Raw genomic sequence first — 24,418 nt, forward strand, 5'->3', positions numbered from 1 at the left:
AAGCGAAATCGTGCCTGATGTGAAGACGTTCTTCCATGAGCTGGTGTACTACCAGGTCGAGCTCTGGGATGCCGTGGACACCCGGCTGCAGGAGGAGTGCGGGCTGCCGCTCACATGGTTCGAGATCATGGACCTCCTGAATCGCCTCCCCGACGCCCGAGTGCAGGACATCGCCGCCGCGTTCTCGATCTCGGTCGGCGGCACCAGCAAGGTCGTCGACAAACTCGAAGCGAGCGGCCACTGCGCCCGCAGGCCCAATCCCGCCGACCGGCGCTCCTCGGTCATCGAACTCACCGACCAGGGGCGCGCGAACCTGGAACGGGCCGCCGCGGTCTTCGATCGCGAACTCGCCGCCCGGATCGGATCGGTCGTCTCGGAGAAGGAGCTCGACCGGGCGTTCGCGACGATCGCCGCGCTCCGCAATGCCGGGCGCGAGCTGGACGGAGATCGAGCCGCCCGCACCGGTCCTTCGCGGCAGCGTTCCGCCTGAAGACATTGCGGGCCCCGCACACCGCCCGGTGTGCGGGAGCCGTTCGACTCGCTCTCTACTGCGCGGGCGGGGAGAAGACGCCGAAGTGGTTGCCGGCGGTGTCGCGCAGGCGGCCGAAGGTGATGCCGGCGGCGTCGGTGACCGGCTCCATGGTCACTTCCGCGCCCAGGTCCTTCGCTTTGGCGACCGTGTCGGCCACGTCAGGGACCAGGATGTAGAAGACCGCGTAGTCGGCGAAACGGCCGCCCGACTCGAAGATGCCGCCCGAGGACGGCTGTCCGGGCCCGGTGGTGATCTCGTGGTAGTTCACCCCGGGCAGGTTGGTATTGAGCTTGAACTCCCAGTCGAACAGCGCTCCGTAGAACTCCTTGATCGTGTCGGGTTGGTCGGTGCCGAACTCGAACCAGCCGATCGAGCCCATTGCGGGACCGCTCATGACGCTTCCTTCCTCTCGTGGTCGCCGTACCGCGGACGCAGTCCGGCGGTGTGAGCGTAACTCAAATGCATTCCTAGGAATATAGTTTTGTGGAATACTTCTCGGGGGCCGCCGAAACGACGACACCGCTCGGCAGCCCCCGATACGGTTCCAGGCAACCTGGCCTTCGGGTGCGGCAGAGGAGAGGAAGCAGCGACATGACCGAGACCGGCGCGAACGAACCACCCGTGAGGATCCAGGTCCGCGGCGCACGAGTGCACAACCTGCAGAACATCGACGTCGACATCCCGCTCCGCAAGCTCGTCGCGATCGCCGGGGTCTCCGGCTCGGGCAAGTCCTCACTCGCGCTCGGCGTCCTCTACGCCGAAGGCTCGCGCCGCTATCTCGAAGCGCTGTCGACCTACACCCGCAGGCGGCTCGCGCAGGCGCCTCGGGCCGAAGTCGACTCGGTTCGGCATGTTCCGGCCGCGTTGGCGCTGCGGCAGCGCCCCGGCGTCCCCTCGGTGCGCAGCACCTTCGGCACCTCGACCGAGCTGCTCAATTACCTGCGGCTGATGTACTCGCGCCTGGGCGCGCACCTGTGCCCGAACGGGCACCGGCAGGAGCCGACGATCGACGTCGCGCTCAACATGGACCTGACGTGCCCGGTGTGCGGCGCGGTGTTCTATCCGCCCGGGGCCGAGACGTTCGCGTTCAACTCCGACGGCGCATGCCCGCGCTGCGAGGGGACCGGCGTGGTCCGCGAGGTCGACGAAGCGACGCTCGTGCCCGATGCGTCGAAGACCATCGACGAAGGCGCGGTCGCGCCCTGGTCGATGTTCGGCCTGGCGGTCATGCCGCAGGTGGCGGCCGAACTCGGGGTGCGCACCGATGTGCCGTACGCCGACCTGGACGCGGTCGAGCGCGAGACGGTGATGCGCGGCCCCGAAGTGAAGCGGCAGATCCGCGTGCCCTCCAAGAGCGGCAAGCTGTTCGACCTCAACTTCACGTACCGCAACGCCCGGCGGGCGGTCGAGGAGGCGGTCGGCAACGCCGCCAGCGAGAAGGGCCTGGCCCGAATCAACCGGTTCCTCAGCGTCCAGACCTGCCCTGACTGCGCCGGCACTCGACTGAGCGAAGCCGCCCGTTCCAGCACTATGGACGGCGTCAATCTGGCAGAGGCGACGGCGAAGACCCTCGGCGAGCTCACCGCCTGGGTGCCGAAGGTCCTTGACGCACTGCCGCCGGACATGCGGAGGATGGGCCGGGAGATCACCGTGCCGATGCTCGAGATCGCCGGGCGGCTCGCCGGACTGGGTCTGTCCTACCTCAGCCTCGACCGGGCCGGTTCGACCCTCTCCACCGGAGAGCGGCAGCGGGTCCAGCTCACGCGGGCCGTCCGCAATGAGACCACCGGTGTCCTGTACGTCCTCGACGAGCCGTCCATCGGGCTGCACCCGTCGAACGTCGACGGGCTGATCACCGTCATGCGCGACCTCCTCGCCGACGGCAACTCCGTGGTCCTGGTCGACCACGACGTCCAGATCCTGCGCGAGGCCGACTGGTTCATCGAGATCGGCCCCGGCTCGGGAAGCGAAGGCGGCCAGGTCCTGGCCACCGGCGAGGCCGCTCAAATCGCTGCCGACCCCGACTCGCTGATCGGCCCCTTCATCGCCGGACGCGAACGCGCCGAGGTCCGATCCCGCGCCGACGGCGAATCGATGTTCGACGCCGGTCTCGTCCACCTGGCGACGCGGCCGCTGCACACCGTGCACGCACTCGACCTCGACCTCCCCGCCGGGCGCCTGGTCGCCGTCACCGGCGTCTCCGGATCGGGTAAGACCACCCTGGTCCTCGAGGGCCTCATTCCGGGCCTCAAGGCACGGATAACGGGCTCGCCTCTGCCCGAGCACGTCTCGGCCCTCGACGCGGGACCGATCAGGCGGGTCGACGCCGTCGACAGCAGTCCGATCGGCGCCAACGTCCGGTCCACCGTCGCCACCTACAGCGGCATCCTCGACGACCTGCGCCGCGCCTGGGCCGCCACCGCCGAGGCGAAGGCCGATGGCCTGGGGACGGGCGACTTCTCCTACAACACCGGATCACTGCGCTGCCCGCGCTGCCAAGGCACCGGGGAGGTCTCCCTCGACGTGCAGTTCCTGCCGGACGTCGACATCGTCTGCCCCGAATGCAAGGGGTCGCGTTACGCTCCCGCCGCCGAACGGTACGAACGCGCCGGGCTCACTCTGCCGCGGCTGCTGACCCTGACCGCTTCGCAGGCGCTCGAACAGGTCGGCGACCTGCGCCGGGTCCGGGCCAAGCTCCAGACGCTGGTGGACCTCGGCCTGGGCTACCTCACCCTTGGCGAGGCCACGCCCGCGCTCTCCGGCGGCGAGGCCCAGCGCCTCAAGCTCGCGTCCGAACTCGGCCGCGACCAGAGGGCGACCCTGTTCGTCTTCGACGAGCCGTCGATCGGCCTGCACCCGCTCGACGTGCGCACCCTCCTCGGGGTCCTCCAGCGCCTCGTCAACAACGGCGCCACCGTCATCGTGATCGAACACGACCTCGATGTGATCGCCAACGCCGACTACATCGTCGACATGGGACCCGGCGGCGGTGCCGAAGGAGGCACCGTCGTCGCCACCGGCACCCCCGAAGACCTCCGCGCCGATCCCAGCAGCCTCACGGGCCGCTACCTCGACCGCCACCTCAGCCTCGAAAGCTGAGACGACTTGCCGCTGTGGACCGGTCCAGAGCGACCCAGCTCGATTCGCGGAGTACTTTGTGGGCGTCGTGGAGGATTGCGGTCCTTACGAGGTCCTCACCTCGGAGAGGTCGAATGCCGGTTCGGGGCGGTGGACGCCGGCGGGGCGGTAGGCGAGGGATTCGGAGGCGCCGGCGAGGTCGGCGAGGTACCAGAGGGTTGCGGCCCACATCTCGGTGCCCTGGAGGCCGGGGCGGTGCTCGGCGGTCTGCGGGCCGCCGAGGGGGGCGACTCGGAATGCGAAGCCTTCGTGCGGCTGCCAGCGCGCGATCGTCTCGGTCGCCATTTGCTGCGCGAGTGCGGTGATCTCTGCCCTCCGGTGAGACGTCTGTTTCGCCGCGATCCACAATGGGTGGGCGATGTCCAGCGCGTTGCAGGCCGTGGTCCGGCCTGGGCCGAAGTGCCGTTCGTCGCGAGCGTGGTCGAGGACGGCGTCGATGACGCGCTCGGGGTAGGGGACGGGCAGTCCGAACTGGGCGAAGCTGCCGCGGATGGCGCGGTAGTAGCCGTTGACGACCTGCAGCATGCCGTCGGCGAGCCGCGGTGCGGTCCACATGCCGGTGTCGCGGCGGGCGTTGGTGAGCAGCCAGCCGAACATGGCGTTCGCCTGGTCGCGGGCGGTCTCGGGGTCGCCGGTGCGGAGGTTCCACAGCAGGGCGGTGCCGAGGGTGTCGACGCCCGCGCCTGACGCCCACCCCATGTCCTTCCAGGGCTGGCCGTCCAGGAACGCGATGATCTCGTCCAGGCTGCACTGCTGCACGGCCGTGATCGGGTGCTCGAAGCGGCTGCCCAGCAGGTCGAGGGCGTAGCCGAGGCTCAGGATGTGGTAGTGCGCGGACCCGTCCTCGAAGCCGGTGGGCGGGCCGGCGTGCCGGTCGTCGATGAGCAGGGGAGTGAGCCCGGTGGCCGGGTCCTGGTTCTCGCGCAGTCTCGCGATGTGCTGCTCGCGGGTGAGCTGCTCGGGCGGTTCAGCGGCGAGCAGCATCGACAGTTCCACTGCGTCGGCGTGCGCGCGCAGTGTGGCGTGCGAGCCGGGGGCGTCGACGTAGCGGCCGAGGCTCGTGCCGTCGGCGGCGAGCTCGTCGGGTTCCCAGCTGCGGGCGATGATCGCGCCGACCTGCTCGCGCGCAGTGTCGCCGAAGTCGCGCAGTGCCGCGGCCAGTTCGTGCCGTTCGGTCTTGCGCGGTGCCCGCCGGTCCCGTTTGAAGCGTGCGGGGTTGCCGGCGACGATCGCCCAGTCGGGCACGTCGGCGGTGACGACCGAGCCGGCGCCGATGACGGCGTGGGAGCCGATGTTGACCCCGTCGACGATGACGACGTTCGACCCGATCCAGACGTCCTCGCCGATGTTGATGCCGGCCTCGGTGCCCGCCTGGAGGTAGATCCGCCGGTCCGGTGCCATGCCGTGGTTGAAGCCGAGGATCGAGGTGTGGGCGCCGATCCGCACCCCGTCGCCGCAGGTGACGGTGCCGCGGACGACGGTGAACGCGTTCACCGTGCAGTCGTCGCCCATGTTGATGGTGCCGGTGATGTACGCGTGCGCCGCAACGTAGGAGCCGCTCCCGAGGGTGAACTCGGTCGGCTCGACCATCGCCAGCTCGGAGATGAACGTCTGCTCTCCGATGGCGCCTTTGGCGCGGCGGAGCAGGTCCTCTTGTCGTCGCAGCTGCGCCTGCTGCTGTTCCGGGGTGGCGTGCTGCCAGAACATCCAGCCGTTGTAGTCCAGGGCGAGGGGGTCGCGCGGGGTGTCGTCGGTCGGGTCGGGCATGGGGGAGGCCTCTCTCGTTCAGGCGGAGTGGGCGAGGTTGCGGGCGTCGATGGGGAACCTTAGCGCGGCACCGTCGGCGACCCTGTCGACCTCGTCGAGGACGCCGGCGCCCAGGCGGTGGAGCTCGACGCCGACCGATCCGGCCAGGTGCGGAGTCACCACGACATTGTCCAACCGCGCGAGCGCGCGACCGCTCTCGCCTGGCTGGACCAGGTCCAGGATCGCCGAGATGCGGCCGGTCGCGGCGACCTGCAGGAGGGCGTCCTGGTCGATGAGTTCGGCGCGCGAGGTGTTGATGAGCGTGGCGCCGGGCCGCATGGCGTGCAACTCGTCCGCGCCGATGAGCCCATGCGTTTCGGGGAGCGAGGGCGCGTGCACGCTGACCACGTCGCTCTCACGCATGAGGACGTCGAGTGGGACGAGCTGCGCCCCGAGCGCGGCGGCCCCGGCGTCGTCGAGTGTCGGGTCGGCGACCAGGAGCCGCAGGTCGTAGGCGGCGAGCATCCGAAGGGCCAGCGAGCCGATCTGCGAGGCGCCGATGACGCCCACCGTCTTGCCGTAGTTGCCGGCGTCGGCGAGCGCCGTGCGGATGTCGGGGTCGGGTTCGCCGCGCTGGGCGCGCCTGGCCATGGCGAAGACGCCCTTGTTCGCGAGCACGATCATCGCGACCGTGTACTCGGCCACCGGGACGGCGTTCGCCGCGGCCTGCGAGGAGACGCGGATGCCGCGTTCCCAGAGGGCGTCGGTGACGAAGGGCTTGACCGAGCCTGCACTGTGGACGACGTATCGGAGCGCGGGGAGGCGCTCCAGCAGCGCCTCGTCGAGCACCGGGCATCCCCACCCGGTGATGAGGAGTTCGAGGCGATCGGCTCCCGGAAGCCGCTCGATGTCCGAACGACTCTGCAGCACTGCCGGTTCGAGGTCGAGTCGGCGGTCGAGCTCCTCGAGCTGTTCACCGCTGAAGACCTGCGTCAGCAGGGCCTCCGGGGCCATCGCGAACGCTGCGCGCAGCCTCGCGCGGGGCTCGAGGGGCCGCCCGTCAACGGTGGATTCGCGGTCGGTTCGCTTCGACGTCATGAAGGCACTCCACTGTGGATCATGGCTCTCGGTGGGTCCCGGTTGAGCCGATGGCATTCGGTAGTGTCTCGCGCCGCATTTCGAGGATGATCGCCTCCCCGGGGGCGAGGAGCGGGAGCTGCACCCCCACATCGGCGATGACCGCGCCGGGGAGCAGCAGGGGACCGTGCTCCAGCCAGGGCGGAGGCACTTCGTCGAGTCCGCGCGGTACTGGCAGTTCGAGCACGGGCGCGACCCGGTACCGACGTTCGGGGTCGAGCCCCGGGACGCGAAGTGCCGTGGCGAGGGCGCGGTTCCCAGTGGCGTGCCGGGCGATGCGCACCACCGCGTGGCCCCGGTCGTCGCCGACGACGGCGGTCGCGGTCGTCCCGTCGTCGCCGGTGTCGAGGTGGCTGAGATTTCCGGAGTGGAGAAGGTCGCGGAGGCGCCGGTAGCAGGTGATCGCGTGACGCAACCGGTCGAGTTCGTCCGGCGTGCACGCGGTGATGTCCCATTCGATGCCGAAGGAGCCGAACAGCGCGGTCGCGATCCGGAAGTCCAGGCCCGCCGCCCGATGGGTGGTGTGGGCGGTCGGCGGGCCGACGTGCGATCCGATGAGTTCGAGCGGCAGCAGCAGTGCCGTCCACCGCTGGATCGCCAACCGCTCCAGGGGATCGTTGGTGTCGGACGCCCACACCCGGTCGGTGCGGTCGAGGATGCCGAGGTCGACGCGGGCGCCGCCGGACGCGCAGGATTCGATCTCCAGCGACGGGTGGAGGGCCCGGAGCCGGTCCAGGAGCCGGTAGACGGCCTCGGTGTGCCGGTGGACGTTCGCCCGTCCATCGTGGACGGCCTCGATGAGGTCGCGGTTCTGGTCCCACTTGATGTAGTCGAGGTCGTATTCCGCGACGAGCGCTGAGATCGACCCGAGGAGGTGGTCGAACGCCTCGGGGCGGGTCAGGTCGAGTGCGTACTGGCCGCGCCACGCCCGCGTCGACGGGGGCTGGAGCAGCCATTCGGGGTGCTTGCGCGCGAGGTCGGAGTCGGGGTTGACCATCTCGGGCTCGAACCACAGGCCGAACTGCATGCCGAGGGAGCGGACGGTGCGCACGATCGGGTGCAGGCCCTGGGGCCAGACCTCGGGGTCGACGGTCCAGTCGCCGAGCCCGGCGGTGTCGTCGCGCCTGCCGAGGAACCAGCCGTCGTCGAGCACGAACCGCTCGACGCCGATGCCGGCGGCCGTGCGCGCCAGCGTCTCCAGGCGTGCGAGGTCGTGCTCGAAGTAGACGGCCTCCCACGTGTTGAGCACGACCGGGCGGGGCGTGTGCGGGTGCGAGCGCCGGGCCCGCAGCGAGCGGTGAAAGCGGTCGCCGAGACCGTCGAGACCCCGGTCGCTCCAGACGAACACGGCGTCGGGAGTGCGGAACGACTCGCCGGGGGCGAGCTCGATCTCGCCGGGGCGCACCAGCGGCCCCGCACCGAGGACGGTCCGCGCCTCGGGGAGTGCGTCGTGGCGGTAGACGGCGTCGCCGCTCCAGGCGAGGTGCACCGCCCACAGTTCGCCTGCGGCGGCGTCGAAGCCCGGGGTGCCCAGGACGAGCACGAACGGCGAGTCGTGGCCGGTGCGCCCGCGCCGCGTCTCCCGCACGCGGCTGCCCTGCGCGAGGAGGCCGCGCTGGGGGACGCGCTCGCGGGTCCAGCGCCCGGTGAAGTCGAGGACTTCCGCAGCGCGATCGCCGACGGGCATAACGGCCTCGAGCGCCGCGAGCGCCAGCGGCCGGTCTCCGGTGTTGACGAGCTCGTGCGCGACGCGGAGCACGCCGGCGTCGTCCAGGCGCAGCTCGCTGCGGAGGAGGAGGCCGGGGGCCTCGGCGCGGACGTGCAGCGTCCCGGTGTCGACGTCGGTCTCGAATCCCGAGTCGGCGACGGTCCACCGGGGGTACTGGGCCCGGCCCGCGCGGTGCGCGGCGAACCCGGGTCGGCCTTCCCACCCGTCCTGCTCGCCCGGGACCAGGGTGAGGGGCCACGGAGCGTCGAGCGCGCTGGGCGAGACGGACCGCGTGCGGGCCCGGCGCAGCTGCTCGAAGTCGCCGTGGCTGAGGTCGCCGAGGTCCCGGCCCCAGTGCAGCACTTCGGGAAGCCCGTGCTCGGGCAGGTGCACGACCACGGATACGCCTCCGGCCCAGAGCATCCGAGTCTTCCCGCCCTCTTCGAGGCCGTCGGGGACACTCGCGGCGGCCCCGCTCGGCGCCGGGTCGGCCCGCCTGAAGCGGGGGGCTTCGGCAACGGCTCGCGGTTCGGTCATGCGGACTCCTCGATGGACGTGTTCGGGGCCGTCCAAGTATCGACAAGCCGCACGACTTTGTCAATGAAAAACACTAACTCTTGCTCGTCGCCCAGGAAGTCGCGGATGGCGAGCACGGCGCCGGCCCGGGCCCACTCGTCGAACTCGAACGGCTGGATGTCGAGGGCGATCGGCGCGCTGTCGGGGTGGCGGCCCGCCTCGACGGCGGCGTCGAGTTCGGCCCGCGCGAGCTCGGTCACCGCGATGCCGTCGCCGGTGATGATGATCTTCTGGGGGTCCACGGTGTTCGCCAGCGTCGCCACGAGGACGCCGAGCGCGTGCCCGGCGTCGCGGAACGCCTGCTTCGCGGCGGGGTCGCCGCTGCGCGCGAGGGCGACGACGCTCGCGTAGTCCAGGCCCGGGGTCCGCAGGGCGCCGACGATCGAGGCGTTCGAGAGGTACGAGGCCAGGCAGCCGCGGTGCCCGCGCTCGCACCGCGGTCCGCTCGGGTCGACCGGCAGGTGCTCGAGGCTCCCGGCCCGGCCGCTGGCGCCGGTCACGACCTTCCCGTCCACGACCATGCCGACCCCGATCCCGGTGCCGACGGTGACGAGCACCATGGACTCGTACCCCACGCCGACGCCGAACCAGTGCTCGGCCACCGTCAGGGCCCGGACGTCGTTCTCCGCGGTGGCGGGCATCCCCAGGCGCTCGCTCACGATGCCGGCCAGCGGCACCTCGCGCCAGCCCAGGAACGGCGACTCCAGCACGATCCGGCGTCCGCCCACAGTGGCCACGTCCCCGGCGAGACCGATGCCGGCTGCGGCGATACCGGGATACTCGCCCGAAAGGCGCTCGTAGGCACCGCCGATCTGCGCGACGACGTCCTCGACCTGCCGCGACGCAAGGGGCTCGTCGAACTCGGCGAGGGCCTGCGCCTTGAGGTCGGTGACGACGGCGAAGAGCCTGTCGCTGGTCAGCTTGACGCCGAGGAACCGCCGGCCCTCGGGGCGGATGTGGAGGACCTCACTGGGCCTGCCGGTGGCCCCCCGCAGCTCGATGGTGCCGCTGGTGACCAGGCCCTGCTCGATGAGCGCGCGCATGACCACGGTGAGGCTCGTCCGCGAGATGCCGATGTTCCGCGCTATCTCCGCGCGGGACTTCGGACCGTGGATCAGCAGCTCGCGGAGCGCGCTGCGCTCCAGGCCGCTGAGCGGGGTCCCGGGCCGGCGCCCCTCGGCCTGCGGTGACGACGTGGTCTGCATTGCGTTCCCCTCGGTTTGTACTCGGCCAACGTTATCGGGGCGCTCGATCGCCGATGTGTGCCCTCATATGTCTCGTTCATAACCATTTTGCCGCCCCGATTGCCGCGAGTAGTTCGTACGGATAGTTGACAAACTGAACGGCCTTTGCGTACCGTACACCGCACCAGGCCAGGGATACACATACCTCGATACCCCTGATCTGCGTCCCTCCCTATCCCTTCGCAACAACGAGGTCAGCGACAATGGCTCATCCCTCCGACCGGGCGCCCTTCAAGCGCCGCTCACTGTTCAAGGCCGCCGGGCTCGGGGCCGCGGGGGCCGCGGGCCTCCCTGCCCTCGCCGCCTGCTCCGACATCGAGTCCAACACCGGCTCCACCCAGACGAGCGAAGGATTCGACTTCCTGCCCACCCACGAGGACTGGCCACTGCCCGTGGAGCCCGACCTGGTCGGCGAGCCGCCGCACCACCCCTCCGCCTTCACCTCGTACCCCGAGCCGGTCCAGGCCATCACCGACCCGCCCTCCGGCAAGGGCACCTACGAGATCACCGTGCCGTGCTGGGGCGCCGCCCCCTCGCAGGACGACCCCTACTTCGCGGCGGTCGCCGCTGCCTGGGGCGGCACCATGGTCAAGCTCCGCCAGGGCGACGGCATGACCTACGGCGACACGGCGGTCCAGTGGGTCAAGGCCGACGAGTACGGCGACGGCATCCAGCTGTTCAACTACATGACCGGCTCCTTCAGCAACTTCCAGGAAACGGTCGTCAACTCCTTCTACGACCTCACCGAGATCGTGCAGGGCGACATCGCCGAGCGCTGGCCGCTCCTCGCCGCCCTCCCGTCCGAATCGTGGGGGCAGGCCGTGTGGTCCAAGGACCCCGACGACCCCGAGACCGCGGGCATCTACGCCATCCCCATGACCTACAGCGGCGGCCAGGGCAACGGCATCCTCGCCCGCACCGACCTCCTGGAGGCCGAGGGTCTGGCGATGCCGACCACGGTCGAAGAGTTCCTCGAGGTCGCCCGCGCCTGGACCGACGACGCGGCCGGCCGGTGGGCCACCGTCGGCCTCGACTGGTTCATCGGCCAGTGGTTCAACCTCGGCGGCATCGACGGGTGGAACTGGGACCCCGAGCGGAAGCAGATGGTCAACAACATCGAGCGGCCCGAGTTCACGGAGCTCATGGAGTTCCGCCGCACTCTGTGGGACGAGAAGCTCATCCACCCCGACGCCCCCACCGGGACCCTCGACGCCGCCGCGATGCAGCAGGCCGGCCAGGTCATGTTCACCCAGGACAACCTCGTCCGGTGGAACGACTACAACCTGCTGGTCAAGAAGGGCGAGGCCGAGGGCGCGGTCGCCCCGCTCCCGCCGCTGGCCGCGAAGGGCCGCGCCCCCATCGTGACGGTGTCGGCCGGGATCGGCGGCTGGACCTTCCTCAACAAGAGCCTCTCCAAGGAGCAGGTCGAGGAGATCCTGGACGTCGCGAACTGGGCCGCCGCACCGTACGGCACCAAGGAGCACGAGCTGCTCAACTACGGCGTCGAAGGCGAGCACTTCGACATCGGCGCCGACGGCAACCCCGCGTACACCGCGGTCGGCAGCGAGGTCGTCCAGAACCCGGTGAACTACAAGGCGTTCGCCCAGGTCGACACGTTCCTCACCGGCGACCCCGACATGGTCGCCGCGCGCTTCGAGTACAACGCCTCGATCCAGCAGTACGTCGTGGAGCCCCCCTTCAAGGGCGTCCGCATCGAGGCCCCCGCCGCGGCGAAGGCCGCGGGGACCACGCTCTGGGACCAGCAGTCGGACATCGCCTTCGGGCGCGCCGAACTCTCCTCCATTCCCGAGATGGTCGAGACGTACTTCAAGAACGGCGGCGAAGAGGCGCGCAAGCACTACACCGACGCGTACCTGGCCCTCTACGGCGACGAGTAGCGCCCTGGTCGGGCGGCCCGCACGGGCCGCCCGACCGCCCATGCAACGGATCTACACGACTGGAATCTCAAGCGATGGCAACACTCCAGAGCACGACACCAACGGAAGCGGACGAGGCCCCCCGCCCGCCCCTCGTCAGGCGCAAACGCACTGTGGCCCAGCGTCTCCGCCACGACTGGCCCCTCCTGGTGCTCGCCCTCCCGGTGGTCGCCCACCTCATGGTGTTCCACTACTGGCCCTCGGCCTGGAACATCATCGCGTTCATGGACTACAGCCCCTACCGGCCGTTCTGGGAGAACCCGTTCGTGGGCTTCGCGTGGTTCGAGCGGCTGTTCAACGACCCGTACTTCACGCCGGCGCTGCTCAATACGCTCAAGTTCGCCGCGCTCAACCTGCTGTGCATGTTCCCGCTCTCGGTCGTGCTGGCCCTGGCGATGAACAGCATCATCTCCGTCAAGGTGCGCAGCACGTTCCAGTCCATCGTGTACCTGCCCCACTTCTTCTCCTGGGTCCTGGTCGTCACCGTGTTCGTCCAGGTCCTCGGCGCGGACGGCCTCGTCTCCAACTGGATCATGGACGGGGGCGGCGAGCGGCTGAACTTCACCTCGAACCCCGACAGCTTCCTGCTTCTGGTCTGGCTGCAGTGGGCGTGGAAGGACGCCGGCTGGGGCATGATCATCTTCCTCGCGGCCCTGGCCTCGATCAATCCGAGCCTCTACGAGGCGGCCGCCTCCGACGGCGCGAACCGATGGCGCCGCATGTGGCACATCACCCTCCCGGGCATTCGCCCGGTCATCATCCTCCTGCTCATCCTCCAGATCGGCGGCATCCTCTCGGTCGGATTCGAGCAGTACCAGCTCCAACGCCAGGCGGTCGGCTACCAGGCCACCGAAGTGCTCGACACGTACGTGTACTACCAGTCGATCGTCGGCAACCAGGGCGAGTCGTTCGGCACCGCCGCGGGCCTGTTCAAAGGCGTCATCGGGTTGATCCTCATCCTCGTCGCCAACAACATCGCGCACCGCCTCGGAGAGCAAGGGATCTACCAGAAGTCATGACCGCCATCGCCATGAAACCCAATCGCCGCAACAAGAACCGGCCCGTCTGGGACGAAGAGCCCTCGCTCGCCGGCAAGGCCGTCAAGGCCCTGTTCCTGATCTGCTACGCCGCCGCGATCGTCCTGCCCATCTGGGCGGTCGTCGCCACCAGCTTCGCCAGCGAGGAGGCGCTCAACCGCGCCGGCGGGAGCCTCCTGCTCCTGCCCACCGAGGTCAGCCCGCAGGCCTACCGCGAGATCTTCTCCGGCGGCGCCCTCACCGACTCGCTGCTCCTGACGCTGACCCTCACCGTCGTCGGCACCGCCATCAGCCTCGCCCTCACCATCTGCGGGGCGTACGCGCTCTCGAGGACCGGCTCGCTGCTGCACCGCCCGATCCTGTGGTTCATCCTGCTGACGTTCCTGTTCGGACCGGGCATGTTCCCCAGTTTCCTGGTCGTGCAGAAACTCGGCCTGTTCAACAGCTACTGGTCGCTCATCCTGCCCGGCGCGGTGGGCACCTTCAACATCATCATCCTGCGCGCGTTCTTCATGAACTCGATCCCCGGCGAGCTCATCGACGCCGCCAAGATCGACGGCGCCGGCGAGTTCCGCACGCTCTTCAGAATCGTCCTGCCGATGTCGAAGGCCATCCTCGCCGTCATCGCACTGTTCTACGCCGTCGGCTACTGGAACATGTACTTCCAGGCCGTGCTCTACACGCCCGGCCTGGAGACCCAGCCGATCCAGGTCGTGCTCCAGCGGATGCTCATGTCCACGCAAGGGCTTCCCGAAGGCGCCCAGGCCGCAGCCCAGTACCAGGCCACGGGTGAGGCCGCCCCGACCGCCGCCCTCAAGATGGCCGTGGTCGTCTGCACGATCATCCCGATCGTGATCATGTACCCGTTCATCCAGAAGCACTTCACGAAGGCCGTCATCACCGGCGCCGTCAAGGGATGAGCCCCGGCGGTCCGCCGACAGGACTCGACCTCTCGCAACCAACGCAAAAGGAGATCACCGTGCGACGACGCACATTCACCGCCACCGCATCCGTCGGTGCGGCAGCGGCCGCCGCCGCGGTCGCGGCCGGCACCCTGCCCGCCTGGGCCCGCGACAACGACGATGCGAAGCAGAACGACAAGTACACCTGGAAGAACGCCGTCATCAACGGCGGCGGCTTCGTCCCCGGGATCGTCTTCAACGAGACCGAGCCGAACCTGATCTACGCCCGCACCGACATCGGCGGCTGCTACCGCTGGCAGGAGGACTCCCGGACCTGGAAGCCGCTCCTGGACTGGGTCGGCCGCGACAAGTGGGGTTACTCCGGTGTGGTCTCCATGGCCACCGACCCGGTGGAGACCGATCGCGTCTACGCCGCGGTCGGCACGTACACCATCGACTGGGACCCCAACAACGGCGCGGTCCTCTACTCCGACGACAAGGGCGAGACCTGGGGTGTCGCCGAACTCCCGTTCAAGCAGGGCGGCAACATGCCCGGCCGCGGCATGGGCGAACGCCTCGTGGTCAACCCCGCCGACAACGCCGAGCTCTACCTCGGCACCCCTTCCGGCAACGGCCTCTGGCGCTCCAAGGACCACGGCCGCACCTGGGCGAAGGTCGAGCACTTCCCCAACGCCGGGAACTTCGTCGTCGACCCGAACAACCCGACCCAGGCCGACAACCAGGGCGTCATCTGGATCGACTTCGACCAGATCGGCGGCAAGATCTACGTGGGCGTGGCCGACCCGGCCGACCCGCTGTACGTCTCCGAAGACGGCGGCGCGACCTGGACCGCGGTCCCCGGCGCGGCCGAGATCCTCGGCTCCGCCGACGGCAACCGCACCTTCCCCAGCCAGTCCGCTGTAGACAACACCAACGGGCACCTGTACATGGTGACCAGCCACGACCCCGGCCCGTACAACGGCGCCCCCGCCTCGGGCAACGGCGGGAAGATCGTGCGGCTCGCGACCCAGACAGGGGAGTGGACCGACGTCACGCCCACCTACAACCCCCGCGGGGTGATCCCGGGCTTCGGCGGGATCACCGTCGACCGCCAGAACCCCGGCACTCTCATGGCGGCCACGCGCAACAACTGGTGGCCTGACGAGATCCTCTACCGCTCCACGGACTCCGGCGCCACCTGGTCGCTCAGCTGGGACTACGCCGAAGGCCAGGACCGCCACGACCGGTTCGACATGGACAGCTCCGGCAGCCCGTGGCTGTCATGGAACGGCGAGGACCAGGGGCCGGCGTACGCGGTCAAGCACGGGTGGATGATCGACGCCCTCGCCATCGACCCGCACGACTCGGGCCGCATCATGTGGGGCACCGGCGCCACCATCTGGGGCACTGAGGACCTGACGCAGTGGGACTCGCAGGGCGACCTCATCGGCGAGGAGAACGGCGAACGCGTTGCGCTCCCGGTCGAGAAGTTCACCGTCGGCGTCCGCGCCGAAGGCGTGGAGGAGTGCGCGACCCTCGACCTCGCCGCCCTCGGCGGGACGCTCGTCTCCGCCGTCGGCGACGTCGGCGGCTTCGTCCACACCGACCTCGACCGGGCCGAACCGATGATCGACACCGACTGGTCCACGGGCACCAGCGTCGACTTCGCCCAGGCGAAGCCGGACATCATCGTCGGCACCGGCAACGTCCACGGCAACGAGAAAGGCCACGTCGGCGTCTCCACCGACCGAGGCAAGACCTGGCGCAACGCCGCGCCTCTGGCAGGCGTCCCCGGCGACGGCCACGGCGGCACCGTCGCGATCACCGCCGACGGATCCACGATCCTGTGGTCCCCCAGCGGCACCGAGGTCACCCCGGTGTACAGCACCGACCTGGGCGAGACCTGGAATCCGGTCCAGGGGCTTCCGGCCGGAGCGAAGATCCGTTCGGACCGCGTCAAGGCCTCGGTCCTGTACTCGTTCTCGGGCGGCACGTTCTACCGCAGCACCGACGGGGGCGCCACGTTCACTGACACGGGTGCGACCGGCCTGCCCGCCGCGGCCGTCGAGGACTTCCGGGCCGTCCCCGGCCGCAAGAACCACGTCTGGCTCGCCGGGCGCGGGGACGAGACGGAGGGCGTCGGCGGCGGCATGTGGCGCTCCAAGGACGGCGGGGCGACCTGGAAGCGCATCGCCGCGTTCGAGACGGCGGAGTCCGTCGGCTTCGGCAAGGCCGCCAAGCGATCCGGCTACCCGGCGATCTACACCTCCGCGGAGATCGACGGCAAGGCCGCGATCTACCGCTCGATCGACGGCGGCACCCGCTGGCACCGCATCAACGACGACGCTCATCAATGGGCCTGGTCGGGGTCCGCCATCACCGGCGACCCGCTCGTCTACGGCCGCGTCTACCTCACCACCAACGGCCGCGGCATCATCTACGGCGACATCGCCTGACGGACGGAAGCCGCCCCGATTCCCACGGGGCGGCTTCCTCGCCGCCACCGGCCTCGACACGGCCGACGGCGCACGGACGCCGACCGGCAACCGCAAAGGCGGAACCGGTGAGCAGTGGAGGCCGGCCGCCACCGGCCCGGTGCGCCGCGCTCGTCATCGGTGCTGGCGGCGGTAACCGGCGGGCGGGACGCCGCATGCGGCCGTGAACGCGGCGTAGAACCGGCTGACCGAGCTGAAGCCCGAATCGGCGGCCACGGCCGCGATCGGGCGGTCGGTGGTGACGAGCAGGCGCCGGGCCTCGGCCAGGCGGCAGCGGGTCAGGTAGTCGATGATCGTGGTGCGCACGATCTTCCCGAAATGCGTCATCGCGTAGCCCGGGTGCAGGCGCGCCGCGGCCGCGACATCAGCGACCGTGAGCGGCTCGCGGAAATGCTCGGCGATGTGCCGGACCATCGTGACCACATGGCGCAGTGCGGGATCGCCTCCCGTGAAGGAGCGCGCAGGTTCGGGCGGCGCGTCCAGCGCGAGCCGCCGCACCCGCGCTTCGACCTCGAGCAGCAGGATCCGGCGGCGCTCCGGTTGCGCACTGGCGAGGTCGGCGGCCCACTGGGTGAAGTTCGCATCGTCGGAATCCATTGCGGCCGAAGGCGGGGCGATGAGCGGCATCCCCGACAGCAGGCGGCCGACCAGGGCGGTGGGGAGGCCCCAGCCGAGGAACGTCGCGAAGGGCACGTGCACCCAGTGCGCGCGGGTGACGGCGTTCGCGATGAGCTGATGCGGCACGGCGGCCCAGAACGCCGCGACCGAGCCCGGGCCGATCTCGACGGGTTCGCCGCCGAACAGGTAGAGCATGGTGCCGCCCTCGGCGACGAAGTTGATCTCCAGGTCGTCGTGCTGATGAGCGGTGTCCATGAGGATGGGGCGCCCGGCCCAGCCGACCAGCCCGGGCGGGGCGAGCTCGATCTGAGGATCCAAGAAAAACTCGTTCCGATCAGTGAAGACTTCTCTGATCGGAATGTATACGGTGATGCCGCGACGGTCGGCACTGGTCTCGACCGATCCGCTTCGATCAGCAAGGAGTATCGCCGTGTTCGCAATCGGCTTCGTCGGCGCCGGGCAGTTCGCCGGTTCGTTCGCCAAACTGTTCAACGCCCACCCCGGGGTCTCCCGCGTCACCGCCACCGACCTCGTCCCCGAGCGCGCCGCGACCCTCGTCGCCGAGCTCGGCCTGGCCGGGGTGGAGGACGACTTCGACGCGATGCTCGCCTCCGATGTGGACGCCGTCGCGATTTTCACCCAGCGGTGGACCCACGGGCCGCTCGTGGAGCGCGCGCTGCGCGCGGGCAAGCACGTCTACTCGGCCGTGCCGATGGCCTTCACCGCGGAGGAGATCGCCGCGATCATCGACACCGTCAAGGAAACGGGCCTCACCTACATGATGGGCGAGACCAGCTACTACCACCCCTCGACGGTGTTCGCCCGGCAGAAGGCGGCCGAAGGCGCGTTCGGCCGCCTCTTCTACGCCGAGGGCGACTACGTCCACGACATGGACCACGGCTTCTACGCCGCCTACCAGTACAGCGGCGGCGCGGACTGGAAGCGCACCGCCAGCTTCCCGCCCCTGAAGTACCCCACCCACGCCATCGGCGGCGTGCTCGGCGCCTGGAACACCCACGCGGTCAGCGTCAGCGCGATCGGCGTGCCCGACCAGCTGGGCGACGGCGTCTTCGACAAGTCCGTGAGCATGTTCGACAACGACTTCTCCAACGCCACCGCGCTCTTCGAAACGGCCGACGGCGGCAGCTTCCGCACCAACGAGTTCCGCCGGGTCGGCCTCGGCCACTGGCTTCCCGAATCCCGGTTCACGTTCTACGGCACCGAGAGCATCCTGGAGCAGAACTCGCGCACCACTCACTGGCATGAGAAAGGCGAACCCCTCCACGACGTCAGCGAGCTGCTGCAGCCCCTGTGGGCGAGCGGCGCCGACGACCCGGTCCTGGCCAATGTCGATCCGGCCCTGCACGACTCGTTCATCTCCGGGCACGCGCCCATCCACGACGTCGCCGAGCTCCCGGTCGAGTTCAAAGGCCTCGGCAACGGCCACATGGGCAGCCACCAGCTGCTCGCGCACGACTTCGTGACCGCCGTCAACGAGCAGCGCCTCCCCACGGTGAACGCCTGGGTCGCCGCCCGCTACACCCTGCCGGGCATCGTGGCCCACGAATCCGCCCTCCGCGGCGGCGAACGCCTCCGCATCGACGACTTCGGCGACGCACCGCAGCAGTCGTAACGGCTCGTGGCGCGTCCGCGGGTTCCGGCGCGCGGAATAAGCGGCGCGGCGGTGCCGTGGACTCCCGGACCACCAGTTGGGGCTTGACCACCGAGGACTGCAGGTCGCCTTCGCCTTGGAGGCGTCGCGACAGCAGGTCGAACGCGCGGGCGCCGAGGTCCTCGAAGTCCTGTTCGACCGTGGTCAGGGAAGGGCGCCAGAGCGAGACGAGGGGGTGGCCGTCGAATCCGGCGACGGAGACATCGCCCGGGACGTCGATGCCGCGGTCGGCCAGGGCCCGCATGACGCCCAGGGCGATCTCGTCGTTGCCGCAGAACACTGCGGTCACGTCGTCGCGGCCGGCGATCCGCTCGCCCCAGCGGTAACCGGCGAGGGCGTCCCACTCGGAGTGCATCACCGCCGGAACTTCGACGCCGGCGTCCTGCAGGGCGGCGCGCCAGCCCTCGGTGCGGCCCGAGGTCTTGCCGCCGGTGGGCCCCGCGATGTGGTGGACGGTTCGATGCCCTTGCCGGAGTAGATATGCCGTGACCTGGCGCCCGCCCGCGGCCTCGTCGATCAGCGCCGCCAGGGTGCCGTCCGTGCGCTCCGATCCGCCTCCAGCGGCGACGACCGGCAGGGATTCCGGAAGCGCCCGTGAGGCTTTGATGCCGGCGCGGCGGAACTCCAGCACGATCGCCCCGCCGATGGGCTGCGACAGGGCGAGGTCGACCGCGCGCCGCACCGACTCGTCCTCATCGGAGGCGACGATGGTGATCGAGACCGACATGCCCGCCTGCTGAGCGGCGGTCTCGACCCCGCGGAGCGTGCCCGCGTACCCATAGGTCGACGTCGTGGCCTCCGCGATGATCGAGATGAGGTTCGGCCGGCTCAACCGCAACGAACGGGCGGCGCTGTTCGGCCGGTAACCGAGCTCCTGCACCGCCACGAGCACCCGCTGGGCCAGCGCCGGGGCGACGTTCTTGGTCCCGTTGAGCACACGTGAGACGGTGGGCACCGAGACGCCGGCGGCCTTCGCGACGTCGGCGAGGACGGGGGCACGGTACGACTTCGGGGAGGTCATGGGTTCGAGGATAACCTTCTCTCAATGATGCAGGGGCCGAGCGCGAAAGCGCTCGGCCCCTGCTGCTTCCACCTCGGTCAGTCTCGCGTCGGCGGGGCGGACGGCCGGGGTGGCCTGCCGTTATGCGATGTCGCCGAAGAACTGGACCTCGCCGAGATTGCCGTGCCAGCGGTTCGGGTTGTAGATCTTGAAGTAGCGGTAGTAGGTGTCGTCGGTGACGGGCTTCCCCTGCCAGACGCCGGCGGTGGTGCGGGTCAGCGGCTCGGTCAGGGTGGTCCAGGTCCGGCCGTCATTGGAGCCCTGGACGACGGTGCCGTCGGACCGGGACGTGCAGCACAGCCGGGGCAGGAAGAACACCTCGTCGAGGCGCACGGTCGCGCCTTCGCCGAAGTCCACTGTGTAGTAGGAGCCGACACCGGTGTTCAGGTCCCCGGCCGTGTTCTCGTCGCCGTCGAAGAGCAGGTAGCCGATCTCGTCGGCGGGGAGCCCGTTGCCGGGCCACTGCTTGTCGGAGGCGAGGACGGTGGCGAGGTTCGCGACGTCGATCCACTGGTCGCCGTCGCCGCCGACGAACAGCTTGGAGCCGTCGGTGGTGCCGTACAGGGTCGGGCCGGCTTCGCCGTCGACCGTGTAGTCGGCGGTGAACGTGACCGGTCCGGCCTCGACGCCTTCGAGCGGCACCGCCGCGGTCCAGTTGCGGCCGTCCGCTGATGCCGCCTCCGCGGTCACGCCCATCACGTTCACCGAGACGGCGTCGACCGGCTCTTTCGTTGTGACCGTAGCGGTCACCGTGTCGCCGATGGCGACCTTGCCTGCCACCGCGTCCGTGGAGGCGATGCTGGCGGACTCGATCTGGTTGCCGATCTCGTGGCGCTCACCGTAGATGTGGAACTCGGTCATCTCGAACACGCCGCGGACGATCCCGTAGAGGACGTCCGGGAGCTGTTCGATCATCTGGACCTTGACGTACCGGAACCGGTCGTCACGGAGCTCCGGTTCGACTTCGAGGGTGTTGAAGTCCTGGGTGAACTGCGTGACCCCCGGCGTGAGCCGGGTCCAGTCGACGCCGTCGTCGGAGCCGTACACCGCCGAGTTGGCGAGCCGGTCGGCGAAGATGTTGCTCTGGAATCCGAACTCCCTCGCCGACACCCGGAAGTCGGGGCCGAAGTCGAACACGTGCGACTTGTCGACGGCCTGCGGGTAGACGGTGCCGGTCTGGTTGTCGCCGTCCACGAGGAGCGGCGTGCGCTCTGCCGCGGTGGAGGCGTGGAGGGCGTCCGAGTAGTCGAGGCTGCCGTCCACATCGGTCTTGGGCGAGACCAGGCGGAGTCCGTCGACGGCGGCGACCATGCCCGCCAAGGCGGTCGCGAACTCCGCGTCAGTGCCGTCCTGGAGCGCTGCCTCGGCCGCTGCACGAGCGGCGGTGAAGGCGGCCTCGGTCGCCGATTCGTACCCGTCCTCGGGCTCGTACTCCTCCTCGGCCAGCGCCAGCGCGTCCTGGCGGTCGGTGGCGGCGTCGAGCGTGATCGTCCGTGCGGCGACGCTCGTGCCGTCGTCGGCGGCGACGGTGATCGTGCCCGAGTCGTCGCCGGACCACGTCAGGGTGCCGGTCGCCGAGTCGAGTTCGGCGCCGTCGGGGAGGTCGGCGGCGCTGTAGGTGATGCCGTCGGGGCCGGTGGCGGCGAGGTCGAGTGTGAGGTCCGCACCGGACCAGCCGACGATCCGGTCGGCTGCGTCCTCGGGGAAGACCGGTACGTCGAGTTCGGCCCCGGCGTTCGTATTGATGTGATCGATGTGGACAGTGGCGCCCTCGGTCTCGATGAACAGGGTGTTGTCCATGCCTCGGGTGACCGTGACATAGCGCCATTCGCCGCCGGTGTCCGGCACGGTCACGGTGGTGTCGCGCCGGACGGTGTCGTTGTGGCTGACGCCGCCCAGGTGGATCACGGCCGCGCCTTCGGTGCGGACGAGGAAGCCCTGCTGCGGCTTGCTGTTCGCGCCGCTGAGGTAGGCGATCTTCGATCCGCTTGCCATGCTCACGAATCCGTCGCCTTCCTGGACGTCGCCGGCGAGGTGCGTGTAGCGCTGCTCGATCTCGAGGAGGTCAGGGTCGGCGTTCGGCACCTGGGCGGTCTCGCCCTCCGCTTCGGCGGGCGCGAACATCCATGAATCGCCGCCGCCGTCGCGGCCGTCCCAGCCGATCTGGACGGGGGTGGGGCGTTTGGCGTAGGCCTCGGCGAAGAACGGTGCCATCGCCTCGACGTCTTCGCCGAGCTGGAACTTGTAGTGGTAGTAGACCTCCCAGAAGCTCGCGGTCCCGTACCGGCCGCGGTAGCCGTCGGCGATGTGGTCGTAGGTGTCGCGGATCGTGCCGTCGGGCGAGATCGCGTATCCCACGGGCGTCCACTCGGGGTCGCGGCCGGACATGAACTGCCAGAAGTAGTCGGCGGCCTTGAGGATGCGGTCGTCCAGGAACTCGTAGGGGCCCACGGCGTCCGCGGCGGTCGAGACCGTGCCGTCGACCGGGTCCACCTTCGTGCCCTGCGCCATCATCATGCGCGACAGGGCCGCGAAGTTGGTGAGGTTGCCGCCGCCGTGGGCCTGGTCGCGGCCCATCTCGACGAGCTGCACGTGGGGGTCGTCGATGGGTTCGCCGGTCTTGTCGTTCTTGTCGACCCAGCGGGCCAGGCGCGCGATGGAGCCGTTGAAGCCCTCGTCCTGGGCGGTCTCATTGACGGTGAACCACTCGACCTTCTCGGCGTAGAGGTCCGTGTCGTCCATGAAGATCGATCCGGCCATGGAGCCCAGCAGCGGGTAGTTGTGCTGGTTCATGAAGTGGTCCGGGGAGGACATGAACGTGGCGATGGCGGGCCGGATGAGGTTCTCGCTGAAGGCCCGGGCGTCGTCGTCGGTCAGCACGAGGGCCGGGTCCTCGCCGCAGCTGGTGTACCGCAGCAGTTCTGCGGCGGATGCCATGCGGAAGAGCGGCATGCCGTTGTGGATGTGCGAGTCGGTGTAGTACTCGAACTTCGTCGGGTCCATCTGCCCCCAGTTGCGGATGATGGCCAGCGCGTTCCTGCGGTGGATCTCCTTGCCGGTGAGCACGTGCAGGACGGCCTGCGTGTAGGCCTTCAGGCCGTCCGCCTCGAACATCCCTCTGGTGCCCGCGTTGAACGCGGTCGTGCGGGGCTTGGTCGGGTCGGATCCCGCGTTGGACGGCTTCACGCCCTCCCCTGCGACGCTGGATCGCTGCAGCGCTTCGAATCCGGAGACCCACGGTTCGGCCCCGGCCGCGAGCTGGGTGCGCACGTTCTGCAGGATCGGCTCGGTGAGGCCGACGCCGGGGTGGCTGAAGCCGGCTTCGCTTGTCGTGGAGTGGATCTGCACGTCGCAGGTCCCGGCGTCTTGCCCGGCCGCGGGTTCGGCGGCCGGGACGAGTTGGAAGAGTCCGATGGACAGCAGCATCGCCGCCATGAGCTCGACAGCCCGCCTGGGGAAGGCGGTGCGGTCGCGAAGGGCGGCCGTAGGGGGAAGCATCTGCAGTACCTACTTCGTTCTAGAGATCGCTTTCTATCGATGGATAACGATATCTCATGGCGGTCCGGGAGGCAAGGTTCATGTGCACGATGGCAAACTACCTGGCTGAGTCCCTATTTGCCGGTCTTTGCCTCCGAGACAAGGACATGAATTCTGCCGGGACGCGACATCGAATGACGCGATGAGCGCACTTGGTAGATATCGTTATCTAGCAAGTTCCGGGCACCCCGGTCTGCGATCCCGGGGCCGGTATTGCCCGGTGGCCCTCGGGAAACGCCGCCGGGCCGGAGCGGAAATCGCTCCGGCCCGGCGGCGAATGGATCTGCTAAGTCCACAGCGAGTAGCTGTTGCAGTTGAAGTTGCGGCCGCCGGCCGACGAGGTGATCTCGAAGCCGAACGCGATCTCGCCGATGGTGACCCGTGGCATGCGTCCGTTGGCCACCAGCCACTGGGCGTGCGCGGTGATGTCCACCCAGGTGTTGGTGGTGTGGTTGCGCGCCAGGAAGCTGTAGACGGCGTTCGAGCCGTTGCTGCCCTGGTAGAGGGCCCAGTTCTGGCCGCCGAGGTTGACATCGGTGACGTAGGAGCCGATCGGGCCGACGGCGCCGTGATTCTGCGTCCAGATCATGATCTCGTGGTCGTGGCCGTTGCCCCACACGTCGTAGGTGGTGCAGTAGGCGAGGTTCGAGCCGGTGGGCACGGTGACGTCGGTGTTGGCGGAAACGTTCCCCATGTTCCACACGTCGCGCCCGAGCTGGTAACTGACGTGCGGGTAGGACTTGACGCCGCCGGTGTTGGGATGGTCGGCCCAGACACCCCAGTTGGAATAGGAGTTCGCCCAGATGGACTGGGCGCCGGCGCCGCTGCCCCAGACGTGGTTGTTGACGGTGAACGCGCCGTCGGTCCACTTTCCCCAATCGTCCTCGGTGTACCAGGCGGCGGCTTGTGCGGGGGACTGGAGGGCGCCGACGGCGCCCGCGGTGGCCAGCGGTGCGGCCAGTGCTGCGGTGAGGAGCGATCTGCGTCGCATGGTGGTCACGCCTTTCTCGAGGACTCGGTTTCGGCTTTCGACATCCCAAGGATCTAGGAATGTCGATAAGTTAATGCAAACACATTAC

General features: G+C 69.4%; 15 protein-coding genes and 1 pseudogene. 7 read left to right on the forward strand and 9 right to left on the reverse strand.

Translation table 11 applies throughout. The features are described from left to right. The first annotated feature begins 10 nt into the window (after positions 1 to 10). Positions 11 to 490 carry a MarR family transcriptional regulator gene (locus tag AB0I03_RS15375; protein ID WP_360412454.1) on the forward strand — a complete coding sequence of 160 codons (480 nt, stop codon included), beginning with the start codon at positions 11 to 13 and terminating at the stop codon, positions 488 to 490. Between the two features lie 55 nt (positions 491 to 545). On the opposite strand, the gene AB0I03_RS15380 is transcribed toward AB0I03_RS15375, so the two are convergent. Further along, complete coding sequence (locus AB0I03_RS15380; protein ID WP_360412457.1) at positions 546 to 926, reverse strand: VOC family protein; 381 nt, start codon at positions 924 to 926, stop codon at positions 546 to 548. 197 nt (positions 927 to 1,123) lie between these two features. Between AB0I03_RS15380 and AB0I03_RS15385 the strand changes: the two genes are divergently transcribed. Beyond that, positions 1,124 to 3,631, forward strand: coding sequence for an excinuclease ABC subunit UvrA (locus AB0I03_RS15385; RefSeq protein WP_360412460.1), 2,508 nt, complete (start codon positions 1,124 to 1,126; stop codon positions 3,629 to 3,631). Between the two features lie 84 nt (positions 3,632 to 3,715). On the opposite strand, the gene AB0I03_RS15390 is transcribed toward AB0I03_RS15385, so the two are convergent. The 4 genes from AB0I03_RS15390 to AB0I03_RS15405 all read right to left on the reverse strand — a co-directional run bounded on the left by AB0I03_RS15390 (position 3,716) and on the right by AB0I03_RS15405 (position 10,042). Continuing rightward, on the reverse strand, positions 3,716 to 5,437 hold the full coding sequence (locus tag AB0I03_RS15390) for an acyltransferase (RefSeq protein ID WP_360412463.1): 1,722 nt from the start codon (positions 5,435 to 5,437) through the stop codon (positions 3,716 to 3,718). A gap of 18 nt (positions 5,438 to 5,455) precedes the next feature. Beyond that, positions 5,456 to 6,514, reverse strand: a complete 1,059-nt coding sequence (locus tag AB0I03_RS15395; RefSeq protein ID WP_360412466.1) for a hydroxyacid dehydrogenase — start codon at positions 6,512 to 6,514, stop codon at positions 5,456 to 5,458. A gap of 19 nt (positions 6,515 to 6,533) precedes the next feature. Beyond that, complete coding sequence (locus tag AB0I03_RS15400) at positions 6,534 to 8,684, reverse strand: alpha-galactosidase (RefSeq protein WP_360413081.1); 2,151 nt, start codon at positions 8,682 to 8,684, stop codon at positions 6,534 to 6,536. A gap of 110 nt (positions 8,685 to 8,794) precedes the next feature. Beyond that, entirely contained in the window at positions 8,795 to 10,042 is a 1,248-nt protein-coding gene (locus AB0I03_RS15405) for an ROK family transcriptional regulator (RefSeq protein WP_360412469.1), read from the reverse strand. 242 nt (positions 10,043 to 10,284) lie between these two features. Between AB0I03_RS15405 and AB0I03_RS15410 the strand changes: the two genes are divergently transcribed. The 4 genes from AB0I03_RS15410 (at position 10,285) to AB0I03_RS15425 (ending at position 16,413) form a co-directional block, all read left to right on the forward strand. After that, a complete protein-coding gene (locus AB0I03_RS15410; RefSeq protein WP_360412472.1) occupies positions 10,285 to 11,979 on the forward strand; it encodes a hypothetical protein in 1,695 nt (564 codons plus the stop codon). A gap of 74 nt (positions 11,980 to 12,053) precedes the next feature. Beyond that, positions 12,054 to 13,037: an ABC transporter permease subunit gene (locus AB0I03_RS15415; RefSeq protein WP_360412475.1), complete on the forward strand. Its 984-nt coding sequence runs from the start codon at positions 12,054 to 12,056 to the stop codon at positions 13,035 to 13,037. Next, entirely contained in the window at positions 13,034 to 13,975 is a 942-nt protein-coding gene (locus tag AB0I03_RS15420; protein ID WP_360412478.1) for a carbohydrate ABC transporter permease, read from the forward strand. Before AB0I03_RS15415 ends, AB0I03_RS15420 begins: the two co-directional genes overlap by 4 nt. A 59-nt stretch (positions 13,976 to 14,034) precedes the next feature. Beyond that, on the forward strand, positions 14,035 to 16,413 hold the full coding sequence (locus AB0I03_RS15425; protein WP_360412481.1) for a xyloglucanase: 2,379 nt from the start codon (positions 14,035 to 14,037) through the stop codon (positions 16,411 to 16,413). Between the two features lie 153 nt (positions 16,414 to 16,566). On the opposite strand, the gene AB0I03_RS15430 is transcribed toward AB0I03_RS15425, so the two are convergent. Further along, a complete protein-coding gene (locus tag AB0I03_RS15430) occupies positions 16,567 to 17,388 on the reverse strand; it encodes a helix-turn-helix domain-containing protein (RefSeq protein WP_360412484.1) in 822 nt (273 codons plus the stop codon). 112 nt (positions 17,389 to 17,500) lie between these two features. On the opposite strand from AB0I03_RS15430, the gene AB0I03_RS15435 reads away from it, so the two are divergent. Continuing rightward, complete coding sequence (locus AB0I03_RS15435) at positions 17,501 to 18,703, forward strand: Gfo/Idh/MocA family oxidoreductase (protein WP_360412487.1); 1,203 nt, start codon at positions 17,501 to 17,503, stop codon at positions 18,701 to 18,703. Positions 18,704 to 18,770: 67 nt separating this feature from the next. Here AB0I03_RS15435 and AB0I03_RS15440 read toward each other — a convergent pair. From AB0I03_RS15440 to AB0I03_RS15450, 3 genes and pseudogenes are all read right to left on the reverse strand, one after another. After that, a pseudogene (locus AB0I03_RS15440) lies at positions 18,771 to 19,763 on the reverse strand (LacI family DNA-binding transcriptional regulator); the annotation flags it as partial. A 120-nt stretch (positions 19,764 to 19,883) separates the two neighbouring features. Continuing rightward, positions 19,884 to 23,300 carry a discoidin domain-containing protein gene (locus AB0I03_RS15445; RefSeq protein ID WP_360412490.1) on the reverse strand — a complete coding sequence of 1,139 codons (3,417 nt, stop codon included), beginning with the start codon at positions 23,298 to 23,300 and terminating at the stop codon, positions 19,884 to 19,886. A 325-nt stretch (positions 23,301 to 23,625) separates the two neighbouring features. Continuing rightward, complete coding sequence (locus AB0I03_RS15450) at positions 23,626 to 24,330, reverse strand: hypothetical protein (RefSeq protein WP_360412493.1); 705 nt, start codon at positions 24,328 to 24,330, stop codon at positions 23,626 to 23,628. Positions 24,331 to 24,418 lie beyond the last annotated feature (88 nt).

The organism is Glycomyces sp. NPDC021274 (assembly GCF_040641195.1).
Taxonomy (GTDB): Bacteria; Actinomycetota; Actinomycetes; order Mycobacteriales; family Micromonosporaceae; genus Glycomyces.

Coding starts and splice junctions, on each gene's coding strand:
- AB0I03_RS15380 (WP_360412457.1), bottom strand. CDS start 926: ATGAGCGGTCCCGCAATGGGCTCGATCGGCTGGTTCGAGTTCGGCACC.
- AB0I03_RS15385 (WP_360412460.1), top strand. CDS start 1,124: ATGACCGAGACCGGCGCGAACGAACCACCCGTGAGGATCCAGGTCCGC.
- AB0I03_RS15390 (WP_360412463.1), bottom strand. CDS start 5,437: ATGCCCGACCCGACCGACGACACCCCGCGCGACCCCCTCGCCCTGGAC.
- AB0I03_RS15395 (WP_360412466.1), bottom strand. CDS start 6,514: ATGACGTCGAAGCGAACCGACCGCGAATCCACCGTTGACGGGCGGCCC.
- AB0I03_RS15400 (WP_360413081.1), bottom strand. CDS start 8,684: ATGCTCTGGGCCGGAGGCGTATCCGTGGTCGTGCACCTGCCCGAGCAC.
- AB0I03_RS15405 (WP_360412469.1), bottom strand. CDS start 10,042: ATGCAGACCACGTCGTCACCGCAGGCCGAGGGGCGCCGGCCCGGGACC.
- AB0I03_RS15410 (WP_360412472.1), top strand. CDS start 10,285: ATGGCTCATCCCTCCGACCGGGCGCCCTTCAAGCGCCGCTCACTGTTC.
- AB0I03_RS15415 (WP_360412475.1), top strand. CDS start 12,054: ATGGCAACACTCCAGAGCACGACACCAACGGAAGCGGACGAGGCCCCC.
- AB0I03_RS15420 (WP_360412478.1), top strand. CDS start 13,034: ATGACCGCCATCGCCATGAAACCCAATCGCCGCAACAAGAACCGGCCC.
- AB0I03_RS15445 (WP_360412490.1), bottom strand. CDS start 23,300: ATGCTTCCCCCTACGGCCGCCCTTCGCGACCGCACCGCCTTCCCCAGG.
- AB0I03_RS15450 (WP_360412493.1), bottom strand. CDS start 24,330: ATGCGACGCAGATCGCTCCTCACCGCAGCACTGGCCGCACCGCTGGCC.